The 23,823-nt window shown below is 59.6% G+C and carries 9 protein-coding genes; 5 read left to right on the forward strand and 4 right to left on the reverse strand.

Features of this window, described 5'->3' with window-relative positions; translation table 11 throughout:
• Positions 1-38: 38 nt before the first annotated feature.
• On the reverse strand, positions 39-7,571 hold the full coding sequence (locus tag Enr13x_RS33170) for a choice-of-anchor D domain-containing protein (RefSeq protein WP_145391164.1): 7,533 nt from the start codon (positions 7,569-7,571) through the stop codon (positions 39-41).
• 165 nt (positions 7,572-7,736) lie between these two features.
• Here Enr13x_RS33170 and Enr13x_RS33175 point away from each other — a divergent pair, with 165 nt between their 5' ends.
• From Enr13x_RS33175 to Enr13x_RS33185, 3 genes are all read left to right on the forward strand, one after another.
• On the forward strand, positions 7,737-8,351 hold the full coding sequence (locus Enr13x_RS33175; protein ID WP_145391165.1) for an RNA polymerase sigma factor: 615 nt from the start codon (positions 7,737-7,739) through the stop codon (positions 8,349-8,351).
• A gap of 103 nt (positions 8,352-8,454) precedes the next feature.
• Positions 8,455-11,589, forward strand: a complete 3,135-nt coding sequence (locus Enr13x_RS33180; protein ID WP_197455537.1) for a WD40 repeat domain-containing serine/threonine protein kinase — start codon at positions 8,455-8,457, stop codon at positions 11,587-11,589.
• A 262-nt stretch (positions 11,590-11,851) separates the two neighbouring features.
• Positions 11,852-13,024 carry a serine/threonine-protein kinase gene (locus Enr13x_RS33185; protein WP_145391167.1) on the forward strand — a complete coding sequence of 391 codons (1,173 nt, stop codon included), beginning with the start codon at positions 11,852-11,854 and terminating at the stop codon, positions 13,022-13,024.
• A 478-nt stretch (positions 13,025-13,502) separates the two neighbouring features.
• On the opposite strand, the gene Enr13x_RS33190 is transcribed toward Enr13x_RS33185, so the two are convergent.
• Positions 13,503-13,769, reverse strand: coding sequence for a hypothetical protein (locus Enr13x_RS33190; protein ID WP_145391168.1), 267 nt, complete (start codon positions 13,767-13,769; stop codon positions 13,503-13,505).
• A 214-nt stretch (positions 13,770-13,983) separates the two neighbouring features.
• Between Enr13x_RS33190 and Enr13x_RS33195 the strand changes: the two genes are divergently transcribed.
• Entirely contained in the window at positions 13,984-15,198 is a 1,215-nt protein-coding gene (locus Enr13x_RS33195) for a threonine/serine exporter family protein (RefSeq protein ID WP_145391169.1), read from the forward strand.
• A 54-nt stretch (positions 15,199-15,252) separates the two neighbouring features.
• On the opposite strand, the gene Enr13x_RS33200 is transcribed toward Enr13x_RS33195, so the two are convergent.
• Both Enr13x_RS33200 and Enr13x_RS33205 read right to left on the reverse strand, forming a co-directional pair.
• Positions 15,253-15,882, reverse strand: coding sequence for a carbohydrate binding domain-containing protein (locus Enr13x_RS33200; RefSeq protein ID WP_145391170.1), 630 nt, complete (start codon positions 15,880-15,882; stop codon positions 15,253-15,255).
• Positions 15,883-16,083: 201 nt separating this feature from the next.
• Complete coding sequence (locus Enr13x_RS33205) at positions 16,084-19,527, reverse strand: mechanosensitive ion channel domain-containing protein (RefSeq protein ID WP_145391171.1); 3,444 nt, start codon at positions 19,525-19,527, stop codon at positions 16,084-16,086.
• A gap of 461 nt (positions 19,528-19,988) precedes the next feature.
• Here Enr13x_RS33205 and Enr13x_RS33210 point away from each other — a divergent pair, with 461 nt between their 5' ends.
• Complete coding sequence (locus Enr13x_RS33210) at positions 19,989-23,516, forward strand: mechanosensitive ion channel domain-containing protein (RefSeq protein ID WP_145391172.1); 3,528 nt, start codon at positions 19,989-19,991, stop codon at positions 23,514-23,516.
• Positions 23,517-23,823 lie beyond the last annotated feature (307 nt).

The following is a 23,823-nucleotide window of genomic DNA, read 5'->3' on the forward strand; positions in this document are numbered from 1 at the left end:
GTTTCAAAGTTCCTTCCATCCAGACGGCTCGACGTCGATCAAGGGAATGTCAGTTTCTTGAGAAATCGGATCCCGAAACTGCCATAATCCTGTCCATCGACGTCACCGTCTCCATCGCGATCCAGGTCGGGGTCGAAGCCGCTCTGGCCGCTGGACTTGAGGAACGCGAGCCCGAATCGGCCGTAATCCTGACCATCGACGTCACGATCACCGTCGGTGTCGCCGTAGAGCCGGAAGAATCCGTCGGCCTCCTCGGCACCAAAGACATGATCGTCAACCATGCCCGGACCTCCGCTCGCCGACTGCACCGACGCGGCAGCAATCGTCAGTTTGTAATGCCCGTCGGCAAGCGAGTTCCCGAGTGATCCCTCCCCGAGGCGTCCATCGACCGACGGCCCCGCCCCGAAGGTCAGCGCGACGGATGTTTTGCCATCGGCGTTGACCGCTGCCGTGACCACCAGCGACGTCACTTGGGTTTGAGTGCTGAGATTCTCAAGGCTAAACGCCGTCGCCAGCGCGGCATGATCGACTTCATCGTCGAACATCACCTCCAGTGATGTGACTTGGGAACGACTGGCCGAGCCGCGATTGATGGCAATCGACTCGACGGTCGGGACGACCAGTTGGCTGAGCTGCACCCCCGGAGAAAACTCGGATGTCCCCCTGAGCTGGTGTTCCGCGGTGGCAGTCAGGTACAGATCCGGGGCAACGACGTCCGGCACCGTCATTTGAAAGGTCCCCAGACCCGTTGGACCGGTGCTGGCGTACGCAGTCCCCAAGTAAATCTCACCCTCGGCTTCTTCCGCAGCGGCGACATCATTGGCAAACAGTTCGATCGAAAACGTTGTATCTGGATCGCTTTGCAGCGTGCCGAAGATTACCGTGTTGGTTTCTGAAATCGCGACGCGCTGGATCGTGGGCGTGTTTTGCAGCCCGTTGGGCCCGGCATCGACGTCATCAGGATCGTTCGGCGTCGGTCCGTCGTTGCCGAGATCGATTCCAAGACCACCGTTGTTGAAGATGCTGTTGGGGCCCACAAAAACCCCCTCGCTGCTGCCTGTGATGCTCAGCCCATCGGCAGCATTGCCAAAGATCTGGTTCCTCGCGTCCGAAAGCGGTCCTCCCACAATCGCGACGGACGTGTCATCAAACTCGATCCCGGCTCCGCCATTGTCCGCCACGAAATTCCCTTGCACCCAAACCGTTTCACTGCGACGAATGAATGCGCCGAATCCGCCATTGCCGAGCGGGGTGAGGCGATCGAGACCGAGACCGATCGTGTTGTCCATCAATCGAATTTCAGAATCCTGCAACGTTGCCGTGCCCGGAGAGAAGATCGGTTCGAATTCGAATTCGAACAGAGAAAACATCACCGAATCGTCGCGCACGTTGTCCCAAGTTCCGTCTGTCTTCAACAAAACCGCATCGTCGTTGTTTCCGTTGGCATGGGGTTCGTTTGACCGCCACGGTGCGAAGCCGACCGGATCGAAGGGTTCGTTGGTCGTCCATTGAAACACGGACTCGACATCGCGGTCGTTGAGTCCGATGTAGAGATCTTCGGAGCGGTGAAAGGCATCGGTGGACCGAAACGCCGCCTGGATAAAATCGGCTTCGTCCTGAGAGGTCACGCTGGCCAGATGTCCGCCAACTGCCGTGGCGGTTGATTCGGCGTCCGCCCAAAGCATCGGAGGCGCGATCAGGTAATAGTGGTCGTTTCCACCTTCCGAGACCGGCCACTGAAACACGGTCGTATCCAGGCGGGCGTCCTGGATCGACACGCCGGGGGCACTGTTGGGTACGCCGCTGGGTTCGACACCGTTTCCGCTGATCACGTTCTGTTCAACAATGGCGCGGTACGTGCGTGAGATCAACAACCCTTCACGCCGATTGGCAAGCGGGCTGTTCCCGTCGGCCGTGGTGCCGATCAAATTGCCGGCGATGGTGATGCCGGAGTTAAAATCATCGTTGTGTCCATACCCAGAAAGATCGATTCCAGTGCGATCGTTGCCCGAAACCACGTTGGATGCGGCGCCGAGATTCCCACCGATGCGAAGGTTGGTGGTCCCATAGACGCTGATCCCGTCTTCGCCGTTGCCGAAATCCAGCATACCGGTGATATCCGTTCCGATCTTGTTTCCCAGCAGATCCACTCCAATGCTGTCTTCGATCAGCACTCCATCTCGATCATTTCCAGAGATCAGATTTCCTTCGCCTTCCGCGGCTCCTCCGATCAACACGACGCTCGACGAATCAATATGAATGCCGTCCCGAGTGTTCCCGATCATGGCGGTTCCCGACGCATCGGTCCCGATCCGATTTGCCTGGATGGTCAGATTGGTAGTTTGGGACATCCCGATCCCGCGTGCGAAACTTCCCGCGTTTCCCGAAATCACGTTGCCAGCCCCCGGTGCTCCGATCGTCACATTGAAGGCGTTTCTAATCCGAATCCCTTGCGAGTCTCCCGTGGGGCTACCGTTGGGGATCGCGGCATTGCCGGCCGCGTTGAGCCCGATGATGTTGCTGGTGATGGTGATGTCTTGGATCAGCTGACCAAAATTGTTTCCGATTGCGTTGGTGACGTTGCCTGAGATCACGTTTCCGTGGGCAGGTATCGGGCCGCCGATCAAGACTTCGGACACATCGGTGACAGTGATGCCACGCCCCGAGTTGCCGAGATCAATCACTCCGGTCGAATCGGTGCCGATCAGGTTGCCCGAAATGGTGATCAATGAACTTCCCGCATCCGCGATCACGCCGTGGCTGCCGTTGGCGGAGATGACGTTCCCCAGACCTTCCAGTTTGTTTCCACCGACAGCCACGTCGACCGAATTGCTGATCGACACGCCGCGTTCTCCGTTGCCGAGTGGGTTGTAACCTTGTGAATCGACGCCGACGAAATTGCCGCTGATGTCGATTTCTGAGCTTCCCAGGGTGACGCTGATCCCGTGACGCGTGTTGCCCGAGATGACGTTGCCCGATCCGATCCGCCGGTCTCCGCCGACGCGCACCTGGTGGCTGCGGCCGATCTCAATTCCCTTTTCATCGTTGGCGAGCGGCTGCATGCCGTCGGCCGTCGTGCCGATGTAGTTGCCCGAAACGTCCACGCGGCGACTCAAGTCGACGGCGATCCCGTCTCGAGTGTTCCCTGAAATGACATTTCGATCTGCGATGCTGTGGCCTCCGACGATGACATCCTCGGCGCCGTCGATGAAAACGCCTGCCGTTCCCCGATTCGGCTTGGCGGTCGCTCCTATCGCATCGGTGCCGACAAAGCTGCCCGTCAGAATGGCGTGATCACCTCGGATCACGACGCCCGTATTGCCGAAATCGTTGACCACCAAGGCGTGCAGGGTTGCGAAATCAGATTCGATCACGACCCCGTGGCTTCCGCCGCCCGCTGACAGTCCGCTGATTTCGATTTCTGGTCCGAATGCGTTGGTGTCTCCGCCGAAGGTTTGTTGAGTGGATCCGTCGATGAAGACCGGGTGGCCCGATGCGTTGTTGAGGGTCGGCAAGGCACTTTCGGGCGCGATCCGAAAGACATCCGGCGTGGCATCGCCGCCCGGCAGCAGGGAATCAACGTCGACCAATCCCTCGTCCGTATCGGGGATTTCAAAGCGAATCGTCGCCGGGCCGGATGCAGCGTTTGCATCCAGGATGGCTTGTCGCAACGAGCCGGCACCGCTATCGGATGTATGGGTCACCAGAAAATCGGTCTGTTCGAAGCTGACCTTGTAATCTTCCACTTCGCCTCCGACGACATCGGTGGCGGCATCGGGGACGGCGGTTTCGGCGATGCGAAAACGCGCGAAGGTGTCTCGGGGCCGGGCGTCGCTGGGCACGACGAACGAGACCGTGGAAATTCCCACGGGCAAGCTGAGTGCATCGAGGATGTGTTCACCATCGTCATCCCAATCACCGTCGCCGTTGAAGTCGATCCAGCCGTCGACGACTCCGGGGGCGCCGCCGACATGGACGCCCATTTCCATGGTTTGACCCGCGACCAATTTCGGAATTGTGAAACCGTCCTCGGCATCGGGGGCAGCACCGACAGGGCCCCCCATTTCCATGACGTGGCCCGCGGGCAACGCCGGAATCATCAGACCATTCTCGGCACCGCCCTGGAAAGATTCGCCGAGAAAGAAAATGTCTCGATCATCGCCATCGGCATTGGCTTCGGGCTGCGCACCGGGTTCCTCGTCAACGGTCGCACCGAAGTACGGTGCTCCCGGAACGGTTGCGTGAGAGGTTTGCGGATAGCGCGGCGGTGCGTCGCTGTAGTCGCCATACACCGCACTGGACCGACCAACTTGCGAAACCGCTTGGTATCCACTCACATTTGCATTTCCCCCTTCAATCCCAAAATCAGTTCCATCCAAAAACATCTCCCAGCGACCTTCCGATAACCGAACCGTGTCCTGAGGTTCCGCGGTTGTCGAACCGTCAACAAAACCGACCCCAAACTTGTCCAGCGAGACGATCGGTTTGCCGACGGTCGATGAAACCGCGTCGACGTTCGCCAGAGAGGTCGTGATGTCGCTGGCCGAATGACGTTTGCTGAACTCTCCCGTCTGCACGTACAACGTCAAAAGGTCGTTCCTTGAAACCGATTGATTTTGGCCGCCTAGTGCGAGTTGACCATCTTGTTCAAGGGAAACCACGAACTGACTGCTTCCAACGTAGTCGATTCCGTCGATATTACCGTCCAAAGAAACAGACGCTGCGTCAAACACGTTGGACCATCGACCGCGGCCGGGATCGTAACTGACGATGTCGCCAGGGCCGAAGGTGATTTCACCGCTCTGAGCGTTTCCGGCGGTCGCCCGTCCTTCAGTCGATAAGTACAACAGCCCGCCAGGGTAGGGATAAGCAAACGCATCGATGGTTTCATTTACATCGGTTAGCCCCAGCGATTGAGCGGTGAACACGATTTCGAAGGAGTACTCACCGTTGCTGAATTCCGTCAACTGAACAATGTCAGACCGATCGGGATTGATGATCGAACGATCGGCCGTTGTGTTGACGAGCCGAACCCCGGACTTTTCAAAAGAAAATAGGTGCGTTGATTTGACGAACACCGGTGCCGAGGAAACGTTGCCGCTTAAATTGATCGTGTAGACGCCTGGGGTCGCGTCATGGTGCAACCGAAGCTGTCCAGACTTGGGGCCCGAACTGGACGTGTCCATTCCGACGAAAATGACCTCGCTATCGCCTGGGGGAATCGAAAGTGGAAAGCCGGGGTTCCCGCTCGCGGGAATGCTGAAGTCTGCCGTCGCGGTCGAAGCTGCAGTCAACGTTAGCGGGGCATCACCGGAGTTGCTGATCGTAAAGGGCACGCGACTGGGTTGGGATTCTTGTCCGTCTGGAAACGGATAGGCTCCGCCGTTGGAAGCTCGATCAACAACCAGCATGGCGCCGGATGCGGGGTTGGAGTGGTATGTTCCTTCCAGTCGAATCACGTATGGATTTTCCGATGCGTCGTTGATGTCCAGAGTCAGCAGCGATGTATTGAGACCTTCAACAGCCTGGTCGACATGGAATGCCGGTGATAGGTTGGTGTGGGCTTTCGGCTGGATCGTGATGGGGAACAGTGATCCGTCCATTGAAAAAACATTTCCGGGAAGCGTGAACGAGTTCAACACCAGCGGCGCGTTCCCGACATTGTCGATTCGAATGACGCGCGTCAGCAGTGTCTCCGATAGCGGCGTGACCGTTCCGAAGGGAAACGCTTCCCCGTTTGCAACGCTCGCTTCGATATCCGGCTTGGGCACCTCGACGTCGGCACTGAATTCAATGACAAACGGATTCGCGTCCGGATCGTTTGTTTCGAACGTCAGGGTGCCCGTTCTCGGGCCGGGGGATGACGTGTCGGCCGTGATCGTGAACGTTTTATACTTGCCGCGGGGTTTAACCGTTGTCGGGAAAGCGTCGGGTTGGAGATCGAAATCCCCTTCGATCAAGGGATTCGAAATGACCAAATCGGCGCGTCCATCGTTGTGGACTTCGAAGGTATGGCTAAGGGATTGGCCAACCGTGAAGGTGCCAAACGGATACATGTCGGCGACGACTTCCGGCAGGCTGATTCGTGGTGCAGACTCATTCAAACGCAACAAAAACTGCGATTCATTTTCATCGTTCGTTGAGATCGTGAAGTCACCGCTCTGATATCCGACAACCGCCACATCCAGCTCGACGGTGAAGGGAGCCGACTGACCGGGTTCAATCGGGCTTGGCGGAAAATCCGCGATCAAAAATCCGGCTGGAACTAGCCCGGGCGTCACCGTCAGTGGGTGATTGCCGGTGTTGTTGATCCAGAGTGTTGTTGATGTCGGATCGAGTCCGGATTCGGCGAGATTGACTCGCTGCCCCGTCCCAATCTCATGCCCCGACTCCGTGACCGAAATTTCGGGTTTACTTCCCCAGCGACCGGCCACGACGGTCGTGTGGGACGTCAATCCGTACTGATAGACCGGCAGATGGGCAAACGGATCGTTGCGATCGGTGTTGCGGTACCAGTCGATCCGATTGGCGACCGGGACGTTGCGAGCGACTCCTAAATCGTCGGCGCCGTCGTTGTCCCAGTCGCCGACAACGGGCGTGTCGGTGGGGTCGCTCAGACCGAACTCGAACGGTCCTTCGGTCGCCGCCTCGAAGCCTCCATTGCCGTCGATGTCCAGGTACCATTGCAGCAACCCCGAACCGCGCCTGGCGGTGCCGATCTTATCACGGCCGTCGCCCTCCCAATCGCCCGTCACCGGGTCGCGGACGCCCCAGTCGCCGGTGACGGGAATGTCGCCGCTGAGTCCGAACAGCACCGGTCCGATCTCGGCGGTCTCATTGTCGTCGGTGGTGATGTACCAGTCCAAAAACTCGCCGTTGGGTCGTGCGACGCCGGCGTTGGCGCCGCCGGCACCGTCCCAGTCGCCGGCGACCGGAATGTCGGCCGGCTGCCCCGTCGACGGATTTTCCAGCAATCCAAAGTAAAAGGGATCTTCGTTTGTATTGACGAACCACTGCCATTTGCCGGCGGCGTAGTCCTTGCGGACCACGACCAAGTCGTCTTCGCCGTCTCCGTTCCAGTCGGCCGCCAAAAACACCGAATCGGCGCCGAAATCGTTGCTCAACCCATAGCTTTGGTCGGCTTCGACGTCTGGATCGGAATCCAAATCGAACCACCAATCCGCCGAAGGGCCGTTGGGCACGACCACGGCCGGCCGATCGGGTCCGGCCGAGGCAGCCGCCGCGCCAAACGTCCCGCCATCGCTCTCAGGATCGGAATTCGCCAGATAATTGACCACCAGCAAACCGTCGCGGGGCGTCACCGAACCATCGCCGCTGACGTCAAAATGAGCCACAATCTCCTTCGTCTCTGTTGAGCCGCTCAGGTACTCGATCACCGCTGCGGCATCCGACGGCGTCACCGCCCCGTTTCCATCGACGTCCGCCGGTAATGCTTCGTTGTGCAAATTCGCCGCCAGCAGCAATCGTGGTTCCAACGGATCGCAGAACAGGCTGCGAAAACGGGACCGCTTGGACGGTTTGCGCAACTGTGCTGGAGACCGACGAGCCATTGGAGAACCATCTTGGGGAGAATCGGGCGGACCACACAGAGATTACGAACGACCCTTACAGCCCAGACAGAGGTTGCCGGACGTGTCCACAGACCGTGGAAAGACACTGAACAACTGACTACAATTCTCACTGAGAGGCCCGACAGTCCTGGTCGATTTCCCCCTATGTCTCAGCTATACCACGACGAATCGACGTCCTCCACGTTGCTCCACCGAACCCGGCAAGGAAACCGGCTGGCGCAGGAGCAGATTTATGAAATTTATTGCCCGCTGGTCTATCAGTGGAGCCGAGGTGTGGGGCTGGGGCACGACGACGCGCTCGACAATGTGCAGCAGGTGTTCATCAAACTGTTTTCAAACATTGCCTCGTATGACCAGCAACAGGGACGGTTCCGTCACTGGTTGTGGCGAATGACAAAAAACTTTGCGATCGACCAGTTTCGCAAGCGTCAACGCGACGATGCCTTCCACCGCGAGGTCGCGATGGACGTCCGGTCGATGGACGAACCGGCTTCGGCGACCAGCAACCGAATCCCCCAAGCCGTTGCACGGCGTGCGATCGAAGTCTTGATGGACCGATACGAAGGGCGGACCAGGGAAATCGCGATCGAAGTCTTGGTCCATGGCCGACCGGCCGCCGCAGTCGCCCAACAGTTCAATGTTTCACTCGGAGCGGTTTACACCAATCGATCACGAGCCCTCAAATTGTTGCGTGAATCCCTCAACGAACTGGAGTTTTTTCCCGTACCCGAGCGGAGTCCATCCGATACGAGTTCGTGAGTGAAGAGACGGAAGCAACAAGCGGATCATACGTGGACGATGTAAGGTGCATTCGTAGAGAGGGTGTACCGAGTCTGTTTCAATGCCGTGCGAGGGACGTCACGTGGCTGTTCATGAACGAGGAATTTGTCCGCCACACGAGATCCTCATTCGCTTCCTTCAAGGCGAGGTGGACGAGACGCTGCTGTCGGACGTTTCCGAGCATCTCGAATCCTGCCGACGCTGTGTCGATCTTCTGCAGGAAAACGAAGCGGGCCTGCCGATCGCCCAAGTCACCACCGATTGTTTCTCTGACACCCTTTCCGAAACGGAATTGCAATTCCTTTCGCGCGACTTCTGGAAGCCGGCGGTGCCTGAGCGGATCGGAAAATACCCGATCAAACGCGAGCTAGCGGTCGGGGGGATGGGCGTCGTCTATGAGGCTTGGCATCCGAATTTGATGTGCGATGTGGTGATCAAGACGATCAAGCCCGATCGAAGGATGCGGCTGGATGCCCGCCAGCGAATGTTGGCCGAACAGCAGTTGATGGGACGTCTTCGCCACCGCTCGATCGTCGCCGTTTTAGATGCCGGCGTTGACCGCGACCTGCCTTTCATCGTGATGGAGAAGCTTCCCGGCGTCACACTGACCCGCTGGGTGCGAGATCAATCTGCACCCGCCGAGGGCCAATCAATTCGGCCTGGGATCCCCTGGCGTGATGCCTGCCGCATCGGTCAAGCGATCGCCGAAGGTCTGGCGGTCTTGCATCGATCCGGACTGATTCATCGTGACGTCAAACCGGGCAATGTGATGATCGACGGCGATCAAAAAATCAAATTGTTGGACCTCGGCCTCGCGCTCGATGTCGGTGAAAATGGCTTGTCGGCTGCCGGAGAATCGGTCGGAACGCCCCACTACATTTCACCCGAACAACGCCAGGCGAGAGAAACCGACCGCCGGACCGATCTCTTCGGACTCGCCGCGACAATCGTCTTCATGCTCTCCGGGGCTCCGCCTGAACCGGACGCTCCGATGATCACCTGCGATCATCTCGGCAAGCCATTGCCCGACGAATTGCGTTCTCTGTTGTCACAGATGCTTCACGAGGATCCGGGGCACCGTCCCGATTCCGCCGAACAGGTCGCGGCGCGGCTGGCGATGATCAAACCCCGATCATCACACCGGTGGCAGATCCCGCTCGCTGTGACGATCGGGATCGTTTCCGTGGTACTGACGACCGTCGCACTGCGATGGGAATCACCCGATGCGGCTTCGATCAAAACCGCTCGAGATACCCCCACGCGCTCTCGTCTGTTTGAGCGTCCTGGATTGCAGGCTTCCGGTCTGCTGCCAACGGGTGCCTCGACCAAGCTTGATACCCGACTGCCGCGTCCCGTGGTGGTCAACGCAAAACTTTCCCGTGACGGCCGGTACCTTGCCTGTTTTGGAACCGGCGGAAACTTACGCATCTATGACGTCCGCAGTTCTGAACCGAACCTGGTTCAACTGGTGCGATGTTATGAGTCGACCAACGTGAATCATCCGCAGATCAATTGGATGGACCAGGACCGTGTGATCGCGGTGACAGGATCGGCGTTCGACCGCGTCCTTTTTTGGGACGTGCATCAACAACAGTTCCGGGCCGAAACGCGCCCGTTCACGGACGCACTGGCCGGTCACGTCAACGCCTCGGGGGACCGACTGGTCGTCTGTGATACCGACGGCAGGATCGGCGTCTACGATGCCGACGGCCAGGTCGTGCAAGAATGGTCGCTTCCGCAAGACCTGAAGGCGACGTCCGTCTCGTGGTCCGGCCAGACCTCCGACCTCTTGATTGCGACCACCGCGACGAAGCTGGTTCATTACACCGACGAACTGTCGCACACACGAATCATCGACCGATCCACATCAACCACCTGCATCCTTTCACTTCCGCAAGGCCAATGGTGCTTCGGCGACCCACACGGCAAGGTTCATCACGTCGATCGCGATTTTGAAACGATTGCGGTGCACTCGATCGCCGATCGGCCGATACACAGCATCGTGATGGGGGATCAACCGACGCAGATCGTTGTTTCGGCGGACCAGGTCAAACGGCTCGACCTGCAGACAGGCCGTTACGTCACGATTCCAGACAATCGCAACCACCGGTCTCCCGTTCTTTTACAACGATCCAGTGCCGGAGTCTTGTTCGCCGGTGGCGATGTCCGGTTTTCGCCGTTCCTCTCTGCCGACCAACCCTCGACGTTGCTGACCGGTACCGAGCAGATTCTGACCGACATCGACATCAGCCCTCAATCGGACCACTTGGCCTTCTGTTCAACCGTTGGCATCACCGTCGCCGACACGCAGGGAAAAATTCGATTCCGACAGCGCGGCGACAAAGGTGGTTTCCAAGAATTGCAATGGTCTCCCGATGGCAACCGTCTGGCCGCCGTCGCAGGCTGGGGAGGGCGACGTCTTTCTATTTGGAGCTTCGATTCGGCCGACGCGGACACGCTGCATTTGCGGCATGCCATCGATGCCCCGAACTCGGTGACCACATTGGCTTGGTTGAATGAGCAAACGTTGATCACCGTCGGCGAAGCGGGAGTCGCCCGGCACTGGGACATCGGATCCGGGACGATTTCCGCGTCACACGACGTCGGCGGCTTTGTTCGCACCCTGGCCGTCTCTCCCGACCGAAATCACGTGGCTATGGGGCTGCAGGACGGCACTCTCCGGATCGCAGATCCGACACTCACGACGCTCGCTACCGTCGTGTCCCCGCGCGACGTGTCCGCGGACGGCGTGTCCGCGGACGGCGTGTCCGCGGACGGGGGCGGAGCGATCCGAAAGGTCCGTTGGCACCCGACCGAAAATCAAATCGCCGTTGTGGATGAACAACGCCACATCAAAATCGTGGACGTGGACAGTGGCAGCGAGCTGGCGGGGATGCATTCACCCTGGGTCAAACCCCTATCGCTATGTTGGGCGGGCGATGGACAGGAACTGGCCGTCACTCCGCTGGGGATCTTTGGCATCGGGGCTACGGGAGAGTTTTCCCAACGTCGGCAGTTGCGGCGCGGCACGTGCGTGGACTGGTCTGCCGACGGTGACATGCTGGCGTTCGGGGAGTCGCTCTCGGCTGTTCACTTCTACCGCGCCGGTCAACACCATTGGTCCATCGTCTTGGACCAGATCGATTCCGCAATCACGCTGGATGCCAACGGCAACGTCATTTCACGATGGGGATCGACCGACGACTTGATTCGCTGACGAAATGCCCCTCCCCGGAAGAAGCTCGGTCTTCTGCGGCACCATTGGGCCATGATCCCCAGCAGATGTTATATTCAAGGAATTCGGTCGATCGTCGGCTGTGAACTCTACCCCGCCATCATCGCGGGGCGATCCGCCGAACAGGAAGCGAATCGGGACCGTCGCCCGCGGAGTGATGAACGATGCAAATGTCAGACTGTCATCACTGCGAATCACCGTTTGTCCGCCCGCCCCAAAATAGCATCGGGTCGGGGACGGGGGGATGACACAAAATGATCCCCGCGGGCGTCAGGGCCCATCACCCGACGATGAACTGACGATCGCCTCGAACGAAACGGTGGGGGATGCGTCGCGAACCTTGTCGGACGCGTCTGCCAGGTCACCCAATGGCCCACAGCACGGGCTGGGATCGGGGCACGTGGCAGAATATCGCTTGATCGACGTGATCGGCGTCGGTGGGATGGGGATCGTCTATCGGGCCGAAGACGCACGACTGCGCCGAACGGTCGCGCTGAAGGTCATGAAACCCGAAGTGGCGGCCAACGCGATGGCCCGCAAACGGTTCCTCCGCGAAGCCGAATCCGCCGCCCGAATCGATCACGAGAATATCGTGACGATCTACCAGGTCGGGGAGCACGATGGCGTGCCGTTCATCGCGATGGGTTATCTGGTCGGGGAATCGCTACGACAGAAACTGAAACGCGAAGGTCGAATCGAGCCACGCATCGTCGCAAACATCGGCCGTCAAGTCGCGACCGGACTGGCCGCCGCCCATCAACTCGGTTTGATTCATCGCGACATCAAACCGGAAAACCTTTGGCTGGAAGCGGAGACGGGGCGGGTCAAGATCCTGGATTTCGGGCTCGCCCGGACTCAAGAATCAGACATGCGGCTGACGCAGTCGGGCATGGTGCTGGGGACGCCCAAGTACATGTCACCCGAACAAGCGACGGCGAAAACCGTTGACCATCGCAGCGACCTCTTCAGCCTGGGGAGCGTGCTGTACCATTTGCTCAGCGGCCACGAGCCCTTCGGCGGCAAAGACTCTGCGTCCACCTTGATCAACGTCACCCAAGCCGAATTCGCGCCGGTGGAGAAAGTCTGTCCGCACTTGAATCCGGCGCTCGGTCGAATCATCAATCGGCTGCTGGCGAAACATCCCGCCAAACGCCCGCAAACGGCCCGCGAAGTCGCGATGACGCTGGCGGAAATCGAGCAGCAACTCGAAGCCGAGTACCAGGAAAACGCGAGGCGGCAAAGCCTGACCGAAACAGCCGAACTGCCGGCGACGGCTTCCTCGTCACCTGCGTCGGCCCCGATTCCGATCAACGTGTCCACCGCCACCGGCAAACCGCCCCTGCTCTCCCTCGTCCTGCTCGGCCTGGGAATCCTGCTCGTCGGACTGTTGCTCCTGGCGTTCCTGTCGGCCAACTAACAGGCACGGTGCCCGCAGGGAATCCAGCCACCATTAATCTCCAGCCTTCAGGCGTTCTGCTTTCCGCATGTACGACGGCCCTTCCGGGCCGTCGCCCGTCGGGCTCGCCCCGACGACCGGGGAGGTTGCACTGGATACAATTGCGGCCCTGATGTGTTGCCCCTCACCCTCAGCCTGGACCGTCAAAAACGCTGCAGCGACCACCGTAAGCGACCCGAATTGGAGCGACAGTTTCACAGTCACCTAATGATTCTGGCTCCCCTCTCCCCAAAACAGATCGCGCGAGAGACAGTTGTTCTCAGAGTGACGTTGACCGCGATCTGTTTTGGGGAGAGGGGCTGGGGGTGAGGGGCTCAGCATTGAGACGCTTCACATCGATTGACGTGCTAAATCGCCGATCATTTTGAGGCGTAATTGTTGTCGGGTTTCACCGCCTGGGTATCAAGTCTCGTCTTCGGGTCTTCTCTGCTCGTCTGCGTCACGATGGATTGGAATCTCCATCAAGAGAATCGTCGTTCAGATCGTCAATTTGAGCCAGAAGCCTTGCGTATTCATCCGAGTAGGTCTCGTGATAGATCTGGTGCAACTGAAAGAAGGTACCAACGATCTCACGAGCAACGAACGACGCAAACAACGAAGCAATGAGCACCGCCAGCGGAGCGAAGCCTTGCAAGGCGTACCAAACCGCGGCGTTCGTAAGCAACACCGTCGGAATCCAGATAAGTCGTTTCGTTGTATTGCTCATGCGGTGGATTGTACGCAACATATCAGCATTGCAGTGCAAGTCACTCAGCAGATCGTGACGACAACCTTTCCAGGTCGTCGAAGCAATTCACGCGACGGCCCGGAAGGGCCGTCGTACGCGGTGGAGCAATGGTGATTCACGCGACCGCCCGGAAGGGCTGTGGTACGCGGTGGAGCCTAGACACCGACGGGTGCGGCGGATTACAACCCCGCGGATGGAAAACTCCCCCAAAACTCCCCCGACACAAGCGTTTTTGATCGAAGCGGCGATCATGCTGCATCGCTACGGCACTCCGTCGCACCGCCTGGAACGTGTGATGGGTCGGGTGGCCGAGGCGTTGGCGATCCACGGCGAATTCTTGTACACCCCGACGGCGCTGGTGATTTCATTGCGTGATCGATCAGGCAACGAAATGACCGTCGTCCGGCGTGTCGACAGTGGACCGGTGAACGTCGACAAATTGATTCGCTTTGACCAATTGCTCAGCCGTGTGGACCGCCTGGAGATCGGCACCGACGTGGCGATGGCGGAACTGAAACAGATCGACGAAGCGACGCCGTTGTACCGCCGCCCGGTTTACATCTCCGCCTGCGCGATCGCCTGTGCCGCCGTCGCCGTTTTCTTCGGCGGCACGCCCTGGGAAATCGCCGTGGCCGGTCTGATCGGGGCGCTCGTCGCGGGGATCGAATTACTGCACGAACATTGGCGTTGGGAATCGGGGCTCTTGGAACCGCTGGCCGGTGTGGCGGCGGCAACCTGTTCCCTGTTGGTCGCGGCCTACCTGGTGCCGATCGATGATCGCCTGGTCACGTTGGCCGGTCTGATCATCTTGATCCCGGGTCTGCGTCTGACGGTGGCGCTGACGGAGTTGGCGGTCGGGCATTTGTCGGCCGGGGTGGCCAGACTTTCCGGGGCGTTGGTTTCGTTGGCGACGTTGGTCGTGGGGGTGTTCCTGGTCTGGCGTCTGCTGGATCGGCTTCATCCGCAACTGGGGCCACGGCCGTTGCCGGAGCCCTATTGGCAATGGATCGCCCTGGCGCTCGCGCCGATCGCGTTTGCGATCGTGTTTCGTGCCCGCTGGCGGCAATGGCCGATCATCTCCCTGGTGTCGACCCTGGGAGTGCTGGCCAGCTGGGGAATCGGACCGCGATTCGGCATCGAAGTCGGTTCGTTCTTCGGAGCCTTGTCGGTCGGATGTGTCAGCAATCTGTACGCCCGGATCCGCGACATCCCGGCGCTGGTTTCGCTGACGCCGGGCATGCTGATCCTGGTTCCCGGTTCGTTCGGTTACCGATCCCTGTCGGCGCTGTGGCAACACCAGACGCTCGAAGGCGTTCAGTTCGGATTTGAAATGATGCTGGTCGGCGCAAGCCTGGTCGGCGGGTTACTCGTTTCCAACGTGGTCATTCCGCCGAAGCGGATTCTCTAACCCGTCGTCGATGAACGGCGTACCCGAGACACGAGCAGTTGTCGCGTGCTCTGGTCAACGCCGACGGCGAATCACCAGCGGCAGCGCGATGGCGGCTAACACTGCCACCGACGAGGGTTCCGGGATGGCGGTGATTTGAAAGGCATCGATGGCCGCAGCGCCAGCGGTTGCTGTCAGGACGATCCGGTAGTTGTCTGCCGTGGACGTCGTGAAGTCGAGTGACTGGTCCATGAATCCACTTCCCGTTGGAACAAAGAAGCCGGCAGGGCCGCCAACGACCGAGGTACCGCCTCGCAGAATATCGACGCTGATGCCTGCATCGGAAATGGTATCGGCGGCGGCCAGTTGAAACGAAAGCCGGTAGATGGCAGCATCGAGCGCGACGTCCTGGCGAATCGTTGCAAAGTCCGGCGCCAATCCAATCAACGCGTACTGGTCCCCGTCGAGCACGGCCGGGTGAACCCCCGCCGCTTCTTTAAGGATCAAGACGGCGGAGCCAGACGCCGGATCGACCACCCAGCCCGCCCCGATGGGATCGCCCGGATTAAAAAACGCAAAACTCGATCCGTCCGGGATATCCGGAGTCTCAAACGACCCGTTGGTGACGACTGCCGCGTTCACCGAAACGGCAGCGATCGTCGCAGCAAAGACACATGCGATGACTCCCCTGAAGCAAATGGTCATCGTGTCACTCTCACAGTTGGAGGCTGAATTCCGGCGGTTTGGAATACCGATCATACCTGAGGCCATCACCAATTGCCTTCGAAAAGTTTCGAATAGCCGCCGGGTCGACTCGCCCATTGTCTTGGCCGTCCCTGGCAAACCGTTTGGCTGACAGACGCAATGACGCCACCCCACCCGGCCTCGTGTGCGATACCGGGCGGCCTAGCGGTCCTCGTCGCGTCGGATCGACAGCGGCAACGACGTGCCGTCTCCGTTGACGTCCAGGTGCAAATCGCGTTGGGGGAACGGGATCGTGATGCCGGCCTGCTCGAGCGCCTCGGCGATCGCGGTATTGATTTGGTGCGTCACTTCGATTCGGTTGTCCAGCTTTTCCAGAAAGAAGCGAACGGCAAAGTTCAGCGAACTGTCTCCGAAGGTGTCGAAATTGATCAAGGGAGCGGGGTCGGTGAGCACCAGCGGGTGAGACCGCACGACTTTGTAAAGCAGTTCGCGGACCTGATCGGGATCGCTTCCATACTCCACGCCGATTTCGATGGTCAGCCGATTGATGACGTTGGTGAGCGACCAGTTGAGCAGTTTTTGGGTGATCAGATCCTTGTTCGGAATCACCAGTTCTTTGCGGTCCCAGTTGGTGACCGTGGTGGCCCGCATTTGAATGCGCGAAACGATCCCGGTGGTGCCGTCGATCGTGACCACATCGCCGACTCGCACGGGGCGTTCGAGCAGCAGAATGATCCCGGAGACGAAGTTCGCCACGATTTCCTGCAATCCGAAACCGAGCCCGACCGATGCCGCGGCCAACAGCCAACCGAGTTGGTTGTAGGGAACGCTCAATAGGCTCAAGATGATGAAGCTGCCCACGACAACGATCACGTAGCGCATCAGGGTGGCGATCGCATAGCGTGCTCCGCCATCGAGCGACGTTCTGCCGCGGACCATCAATTCGAACACGCGCGGCACCACTCCCGTCGCATAGATCATCAACGTCAAGCCGAGCAAACTGTACATCACATCGAGCAAGCTGACCGTTTCGATGTTTTCGCCGGTCCCCACATTCCAAAGCGAAACGTCGTCGAAATAGGTCAACGCGGGAACCAGATCACTCCAGATCCAGCCGATCCCGACCAGGACCAACAGCGACGCAAAGACAACGGCCGTTTGACGGCCTTGTTCGTCGAGTTTATCGAGATCCGCCGCGTTTTCTTCCTCAAGAACGATGCCGGCTTGACTTGCAATCGCTTGCCCTTCGGTCCCCTCCATTTCCTTGAGTCTTCGCTGCCGCAACTCCATCGCTTTCCGCCGTGCCAAATCCCGCCGCCGGAGCATCAACCAGCGGGTCAGCAGTCCGTGCATCAGGACCGTCGCCACGAGTAACAGGAACGTCATTTGAAGCGAGTGGCCCAGCCGAAAGGTCGTTTCCAAATAACCGGCCAACGCCATCAGCGCGCACAGGACCGGCAGTAAGACGGCCAGGCCCCACAGCACCTTCCGCATGCGATACAGCAATGAACTGGGATGATCGAGAATGAGTTGCACATACAGCGGACTTCGTTGGCGAAGCATCACGTGATGAAAGACCGCGGTGACCAGGAACAGTGCCGTCGACAAAACCCGAATCGCGAAGATCCGAACGTCGGTATCGGGATGCTCAAAGAACAGGCCCATCGGAAAGACGATCAATCCGCCCACCCACGTGTACCAACGCAGGTGTCGTCGCAGGTGCCGCCGCAATCCGTCGGTCCATCCAAAGTGGCACTCCGCCACGCCCTGGTCACGACACACTTTGCCGAGCAGTTCTCGCGATGCGACGTACAGTGCGACCATCGCGAGGGCGTCCCCGAATCCGTGGACGAAGGGATCCGCCGGAGTCGTTTTTAGAATCAGGTAGGCAAACGTGCCCAGGCAAACGGGCCAGACCATCGCCACGACAAAGGTGGCCGCCAAGGCCCGCAGGGTCGAATCAAATCCGACGTTGATCTTCGTCGCCTCCTCGCCCTCATGCTTGATCCGTTTCCGCGCCCAAGCACGTCCGAACAACACGGCAAACGCGACCACGATCAGCCCCAGCGATCGCAACGGTTTGAGCGTGACCGTCAACACCATTTGCTCGACCGCCTTGGACCAGGACGTCGGCGAACTGACCCATTGGACCAACTCGGGCGCGACAGCCAATTCGCCCAGGGAGATCGTCGGCGCATCCTTGGTCCAAAACAAATGCACATCGATGGCATCGATGAATTGGTCGATCAACAGGACCAATTCGCGCCGCTGCGTGTCGCTATTCAACATCGACTGCAAGACCGCATTTTGTGATTGCAGTGTTTCCTCAATCAACTCTTGCCGTTTGCGATACAACACCCATTCCGCCTCGTCTTGGCTCAAATCCTTCCAAGCAAACTCCGTCGCATCCGAATCGAGCTGCGGGACTTCGCGTTGAGCGAGCCCCTGGTTGATATCCGACAGTTCGTCTTCCAAACGAAACGTGCTGATTTGGTATTCTTCGACCTTTGCATTCAGATCGTCGCGGGGACGAAACTTGTTTTTCAACGCTTTGGCTTCGTCGCGTTGCTGACGGAGGATTACGCCCAACGCGTCGGTCAGCCCGACCGCGTCGATCCGTTCTTTGGATGATTGTTGATCGGCCTTCACGTCCTCGATCGCGGCTTTCACCCCCAACAGGTTCTGCTGCGTTTCGGCCGCTTGCTCGATCAATTTCTTTTGGAGCTCGGCGAGTTCGACGTTTTTCTTCGCCAATCCGCGCAGATTCACTGGCACGGCGTTGACCGTTTGTTCCAAATTCGCCGCGGTCGCCCGTACCTGGTCTTTTTGCATTTCCAAAACCGCCGCCTGCAGCAGATCGGTTTGGCGACGCAATTGTGCGACGTTCGCCTCGGCCAATTTTCGCTCCAGCGGCAATAAATCCACCGTCGCGGTGTAGGCCGATTGCTCGTTTTGTAGGGACTCGATCCGGGTGGACAATTCTTCGGCGCGGGTGGCCAGCAACGTCTTGCGGGTCTGGGACTCGATCGCAGACTCATTGACCGGTGCCGCTTGAGACTGCTGCTTGACGACCTCGGCGCGTTCGTTTTCGGCAGCGGTCAGCAATCCGGGAATTTCGGTCAGCCGAGTCCGCCGCCGCGCCGATTCGGCCGTCAGGTCCGTCACCTGTTTGGAGGCCGCGGCGAGCTCGGCGTTCAGCGTTGCCAAATTCTGTGTCGCATCGGCGAGCGTCAGATCGGCAGCGAGTTTCGGTTCTTGGCCCGCCAACGCATCCAGTTTTGCCCGCAGCTCGGCCTGACGCGCCGCCACGCTGCCGATCATCTGCGAATACTGTTTGGCCAATTCCTGCTGCGACTGCCCTTGTTGCAACGTTTTTTTCGCTTGTTGCAACATCGCCACCAGCCGAGCCTTGGTCGCCTCGTCCAGGTCCGTCTTCAATTCCAGTGCCGCCAAATCGGCATCAATCGAATCCGCGGTGGGGCCGTTGGACGCGACAACCGGTGTCGCAGGGGGCGCAGGGGGCGCAGGGGGCGCATCCTGACCCGTGCAAGCCACTGAAGCGACCAGCACCCACAGCAGGGTCAAACATTGCAAGCAATGCGGACGACGGATCGGTCGGGCGAGCGGCATTTGGGCGGGTGTCATGGCGGGATCTTGGAGTCAAAACAGCATTCTTTGTCCGGTTCGTGCGACCGGTCGGAGCATCATAGCGGGACCGTCCAGGATTCGAAGTGCGTCATTGACGCGGGCAGGTCGATGGGGTCGGAGATTGCCTTGTTCCCGGGCTCCCGCCTGGGAACACACTGTCATGGAGGCTCCCGCCTCCTAGCTGCCACCAACGCGTGGCAGGAGCCACCGCGGCCTGGCGTTCCCAGGCGGAGCCTTGGAACGAGGTTCAGAAGTCACCCTCCCGTGTGCGGGAGGGTCGAGCGCAGCGAGGGGAGGGTTTCCGCGGCCCCGCAGCCACCGATGCCAACAACAACGCCAAAGCCCTGTCGGATCGCTGAAACGACTTGCCGCGATCTGCCCTTCTGTCGTAGTGTCGACGCTGCGGTACTGGCGGACCGCCGCACGTTCCCCATCACGATTCAGGCAGGAGGCCTGCTTTGTTGTCTCATTCGATCAAGTGCCGGATCTTCTTCGCGTTGACGCTCAGCTGTGGATTGGCCACATCGGTCGGTGTGTCGGCGGTCGACGAGCCCCTCCCGGCGGGTCCAGCGCAGGCCGAACCAAGCCTGCAGTCTCCCACGCTGACGGTGGAACAGATCAACCAGCGGCTGCAAACGGTTGACCAGGACGCATCACTCCCGCCCGAGGTCCGGAACTCCGTCTCGGAATCCTATCGAGCCGCGTTGGCGGACTTGAAAACGGCCCAAGACTTGACCCGTCGACGAGAAGAGTTCGCCGCGGAAGCGGAAGCGGCCGGTGCCAAAGCCGAACGGATTCGCGGAAAACTGGAGGAACTCAAAACCAAACAACCGGTGATCGATTCCGAATTGAAATTGGTCGAATTGGAACAGCAACTGGCACAGCTCGAGCTGCAACTGGCGACGCAGAAACAAAACCGACTGACGGCCGAATCGGAATCGCAGACCCGTTCGCAACGTCGCAAAGAGATTCGATCACATTTGGTCCTGTTGCAGCAGAAACTCGAGGAGACGCGACGCAGCCGCGTGCCCGACGCCGCCGCCGAGCCCACGCCATTGACCACGGCCCGGCAAGCCCGCGCCGAAACCAGCCAGCATGTTCTGGAGATCGAGATCCCGACGCTCGAGGCGGAACTGGCCAAGTATGACGCCGAAGAAGCGCTCGGCATCGTCCAGCTGCGATCGGATTTGGCAGCCAAGCAGGTGATGTTTACCGAAAAGAGCCTGGAGGCGTTGGGGGTTCGCATCAAGGCGGCGAGAGAACTGGCCGCGGCCGAATCGGTCCGCAAAGCAAAGCTTGAAGCGATCGAAGCGGCGCCCTCGCTGCGGGCGTTCGCCCAACAGAATCAGGAGTTGGCCGAAAGTGCCAAGCGGGTCGCCGATTCGCTGGCGACGGCCGAACAAGACTTGAAAGCCGCCACCGACGTCCACGAACGACTGGCCAAGCAATTCAAAACGACGAAAACCAAAGTGGAGTTGGTGGGTTTGACCAGCTCGGTGGGCGCCTTGCTGCGCAAACAACGCTCCACCTTGCCCGACGTTCGACAGCGAAAGATCGAGGTCGCCAACCGCCAGACGTTGATCAATGACGCCCAGTACGAACTGTTTGAATTCGATGATGAACGTCAAGCGATCGCGGACACCGAATCCTGCATCGCCGAGATGATCCAGCCCCCGACCAGCGGCCGCGAAACCACAGGCCGCGATACCGCCGTGCTCAAGTCGGCTGCCCAAGAATTGCTGGCCCGAAAACAGGAATACCTGGACGCGTTGATTCGAACCAGCAACCAGTACTTCGATGCGTTGGTGGAACTCGATTTCGAAGACCGCCAGATCATCACGTTGACCGCCGAGTACGAAAACTACATTGACGAGCGTGTCCTGTGGATCCGCAGCGCACGATTCCTGTCCGATGATTTCGCGATCGAATCGACCGACAAACGGCTGCTGGACGCGAAAGCCTGGCTGGGTCTGGGAACTCATCTGGCCAAGGATGCACGTGACAGGTTTCCGCTGTACCTGTTGGCCGCCGCGGTGATCGGAGTGTTGATGTTGCGGCGCAAACGGATGCGTGGGCGGATCAAGGATGCGGGCGAGATTGCGTTCAAAGCGAACTGCCGATCGATGGTCCCGACGGTGCTGACGTTGGCCTTGACGATCGTCATTTCCGCGACCGGGCCACTGTTGTGCCTGTTTCTGGGCTGGCGATTGAGTGTCTCCCACGCCGACGACCTGTTCATCAAGGGCGTCTCGCGCGGGCTGATCGGCGTCGCCGCGATCTGGTTGGCGTTGGAGAGTCTGCGTCAGGTCTGTCGGCCGTTGGGGTTGGCGGAAAACCACTTTCGCTGGAGCCGCAGTGTGACGACCACGGTGCGTCGTGAACTCCGTCAACTGATGGGTTTCGCGTTGCCGATCATGTTCGTCACCGGCATGTTGTCGGTGACCGATTCGTCGCACGGTCGCAATTCGGTCGAGCGGGTGGCCTACATCGCCGGCATGCTCGTCTTGGCGGTGTTTCTGTATCGGATCCTCAGCCCCGGCGGGGTGCTGCGCGATTACTTGGCGACCCACAAATCCGAATGGGCCAGCCGGCTCCGTCACGTCTGGGGAATTTCGGCGGCGAGCGTGCCGTTGACACTGGGGCTGTTGGCGACGTTCGGTTATTACTACACAGCCGAGGTGCTGTTTTGGCGTGTGTTTGCGACCGCGCTGTTCGGTTCCGCTTTGTTCGTGTTGCGTTCGATGTTCCTGAGGATGTTGATGCTGCGTCGACGTTCGCTGAGCATCGCCCAATCGCGTCAGCGTGCCGCGGCGGCCGCTTCGTCGGGCAGCGATGACGAGGGGCGTCAATCGGTCGCCGGCATCGTGACCTCGACACCGGAAAGCGACATTTCGACACACAGTCTGCAATCCCAACGCCTGGTCAACAGCGCGTTGATCGCCGCATCGGTGATCGGGCTATGGTGCATCTGGGTGCAAGTCTTGCCCGCGCTGGGGATGTTGGACAAATACGAACTGTGGGGCGGATCGAAGACACCCACCGTCGCCGCGGCGGCAGCCCCGGCGGTCGGATTGGTCCCGGGGCAAGAAGCCTTGGATCGCTCCGCGGCGACCGGCGACGCGACCGACGAGTCCACCGATGTCGTCACGGCGTCGGACTTGGCGCTGGCCATCCTGCTCGCTTTCGTCACGTTTGTGTTGGCCAGAAACGGACCGGGCTTGTTGGAAATCTCGGTGCTGCAGCAGTTGCCGGTCGATCAATCGGTCCGGTATGCGATCACCACCCTGGTCAGCTATGCGATCGTGCTGGCCGGGACGATCGCGACCTGTTCGACGATCGGGCTGCAGTGGTCCCAAATCCAATGGCTGGCGACGGCGTTGACCTTCGGTTTGGCGTTCGGTTTGCAAGAGATGTTTGCGAACTTCGTGGCCGGTCTGATCATCTTGCTGGAGCGTCCGATCCGCGTCGGCGACGTGGTGACGGTCGATGATGTCACCGGAGTCGTCTCCAGGATCCGCATCCGAGCGACCTCGATCACCAACTGGGACCGCAAGGAATACGTCGTTCCCAATAAGGAATTCATCACCGGCCGGTTGCTCAACTGGACGCTCTCGGACAAGGTCAATCGGATCGTGATCGAGGTCGGACTGGCGTATGGATCCGACACCGAACGGGCCCGCGAGATCCTGCTCAAAGCGGCCAACGACCACCCGCTGATTCTGGACGACCCGCCGTCGCTGGCCACCTTTGAAGGGTTCGGCGACAACGCACTGAACCTCTCGTTGCGGACCTATCTTCCGACCCTGGACAATCGGCTGGAAGTGATTCATCAGCTGCATACCGAGATCGATCAAGCGTTTCGCCGGGCCGGAATCGAGGTCGCGTTCCCGCAACGGGATCTGCACATTCGCACGATGCCGGCCGCGGTGGCGTTGGGGCTGGAGGGGGATCGGCAGCAGACCAAGTCGATCAGCGAAGCGGCGTAGGGGGTTCGGAAGAGTGAGTGGCGTAAGCTTCCAGCTTGCGGTGTATGACTGCAGCTTTTCGCAACCCATTTAGATTCTCTCTCCCTCTGGGAGAGACGGCGTTTGCGCAGCAAGCAAACGCCAGAGAGGGCCCACGCTGCAAAAGTCGCCGCCGCCCCAGAAACCGAAAGCCTTGACAGGCTGTTGACGGCTTCCGCTACGATCAAATCCGTCGCGATTTACAATCGACGGTCCTCGGGTTGTGCTGTCGCTTCGTTTCGACTCCGGCGTGTTCACTGCGCTCGACCGCCGGCTACGTGACTACGTC

It is taken from the genome of Stieleria neptunia (assembly GCF_007754155.1).
In the GTDB taxonomy this organism is placed as follows: domain Bacteria; phylum Planctomycetota; class Planctomycetia; order Pirellulales; family Pirellulaceae; genus Stieleria; species Stieleria neptunia.

Excerpts from the sequence above, each read along its gene's own strand:
- Enr13x_RS33170 (WP_145391164.1), bottom strand. The coding sequence starts at position 7,571 with ATGGCTCGTCGGTCTCCAGCACAGTTGCGCAAACCGTCCAAGCGGTCC.
- Enr13x_RS33190 (WP_145391168.1), bottom strand. The coding sequence starts at position 13,769 with ATGAGCAATACAACGAAACGACTTATCTGGATTCCGACGGTGTTGCTT.
- Enr13x_RS33175 (WP_145391165.1), top strand. The coding sequence starts at position 7,737 with ATGTCTCAGCTATACCACGACGAATCGACGTCCTCCACGTTGCTCCAC.
- Enr13x_RS33185 (WP_145391167.1), top strand. The coding sequence starts at position 11,852 with ATGACACAAAATGATCCCCGCGGGCGTCAGGGCCCATCACCCGACGAT.
- Enr13x_RS33195 (WP_145391169.1), top strand. The coding sequence starts at position 13,984 with ATGGAAAACTCCCCCAAAACTCCCCCGACACAAGCGTTTTTGATCGAA.
- Enr13x_RS33200 (WP_145391170.1), bottom strand. The coding sequence starts at position 15,882 with ATGACCATTTGCTTCAGGGGAGTCATCGCATGTGTCTTTGCTGCGACG.
- Enr13x_RS33205 (WP_145391171.1), bottom strand. The coding sequence starts at position 19,527 with ATGACACCCGCCCAAATGCCGCTCGCCCGACCGATCCGTCGTCCGCAT.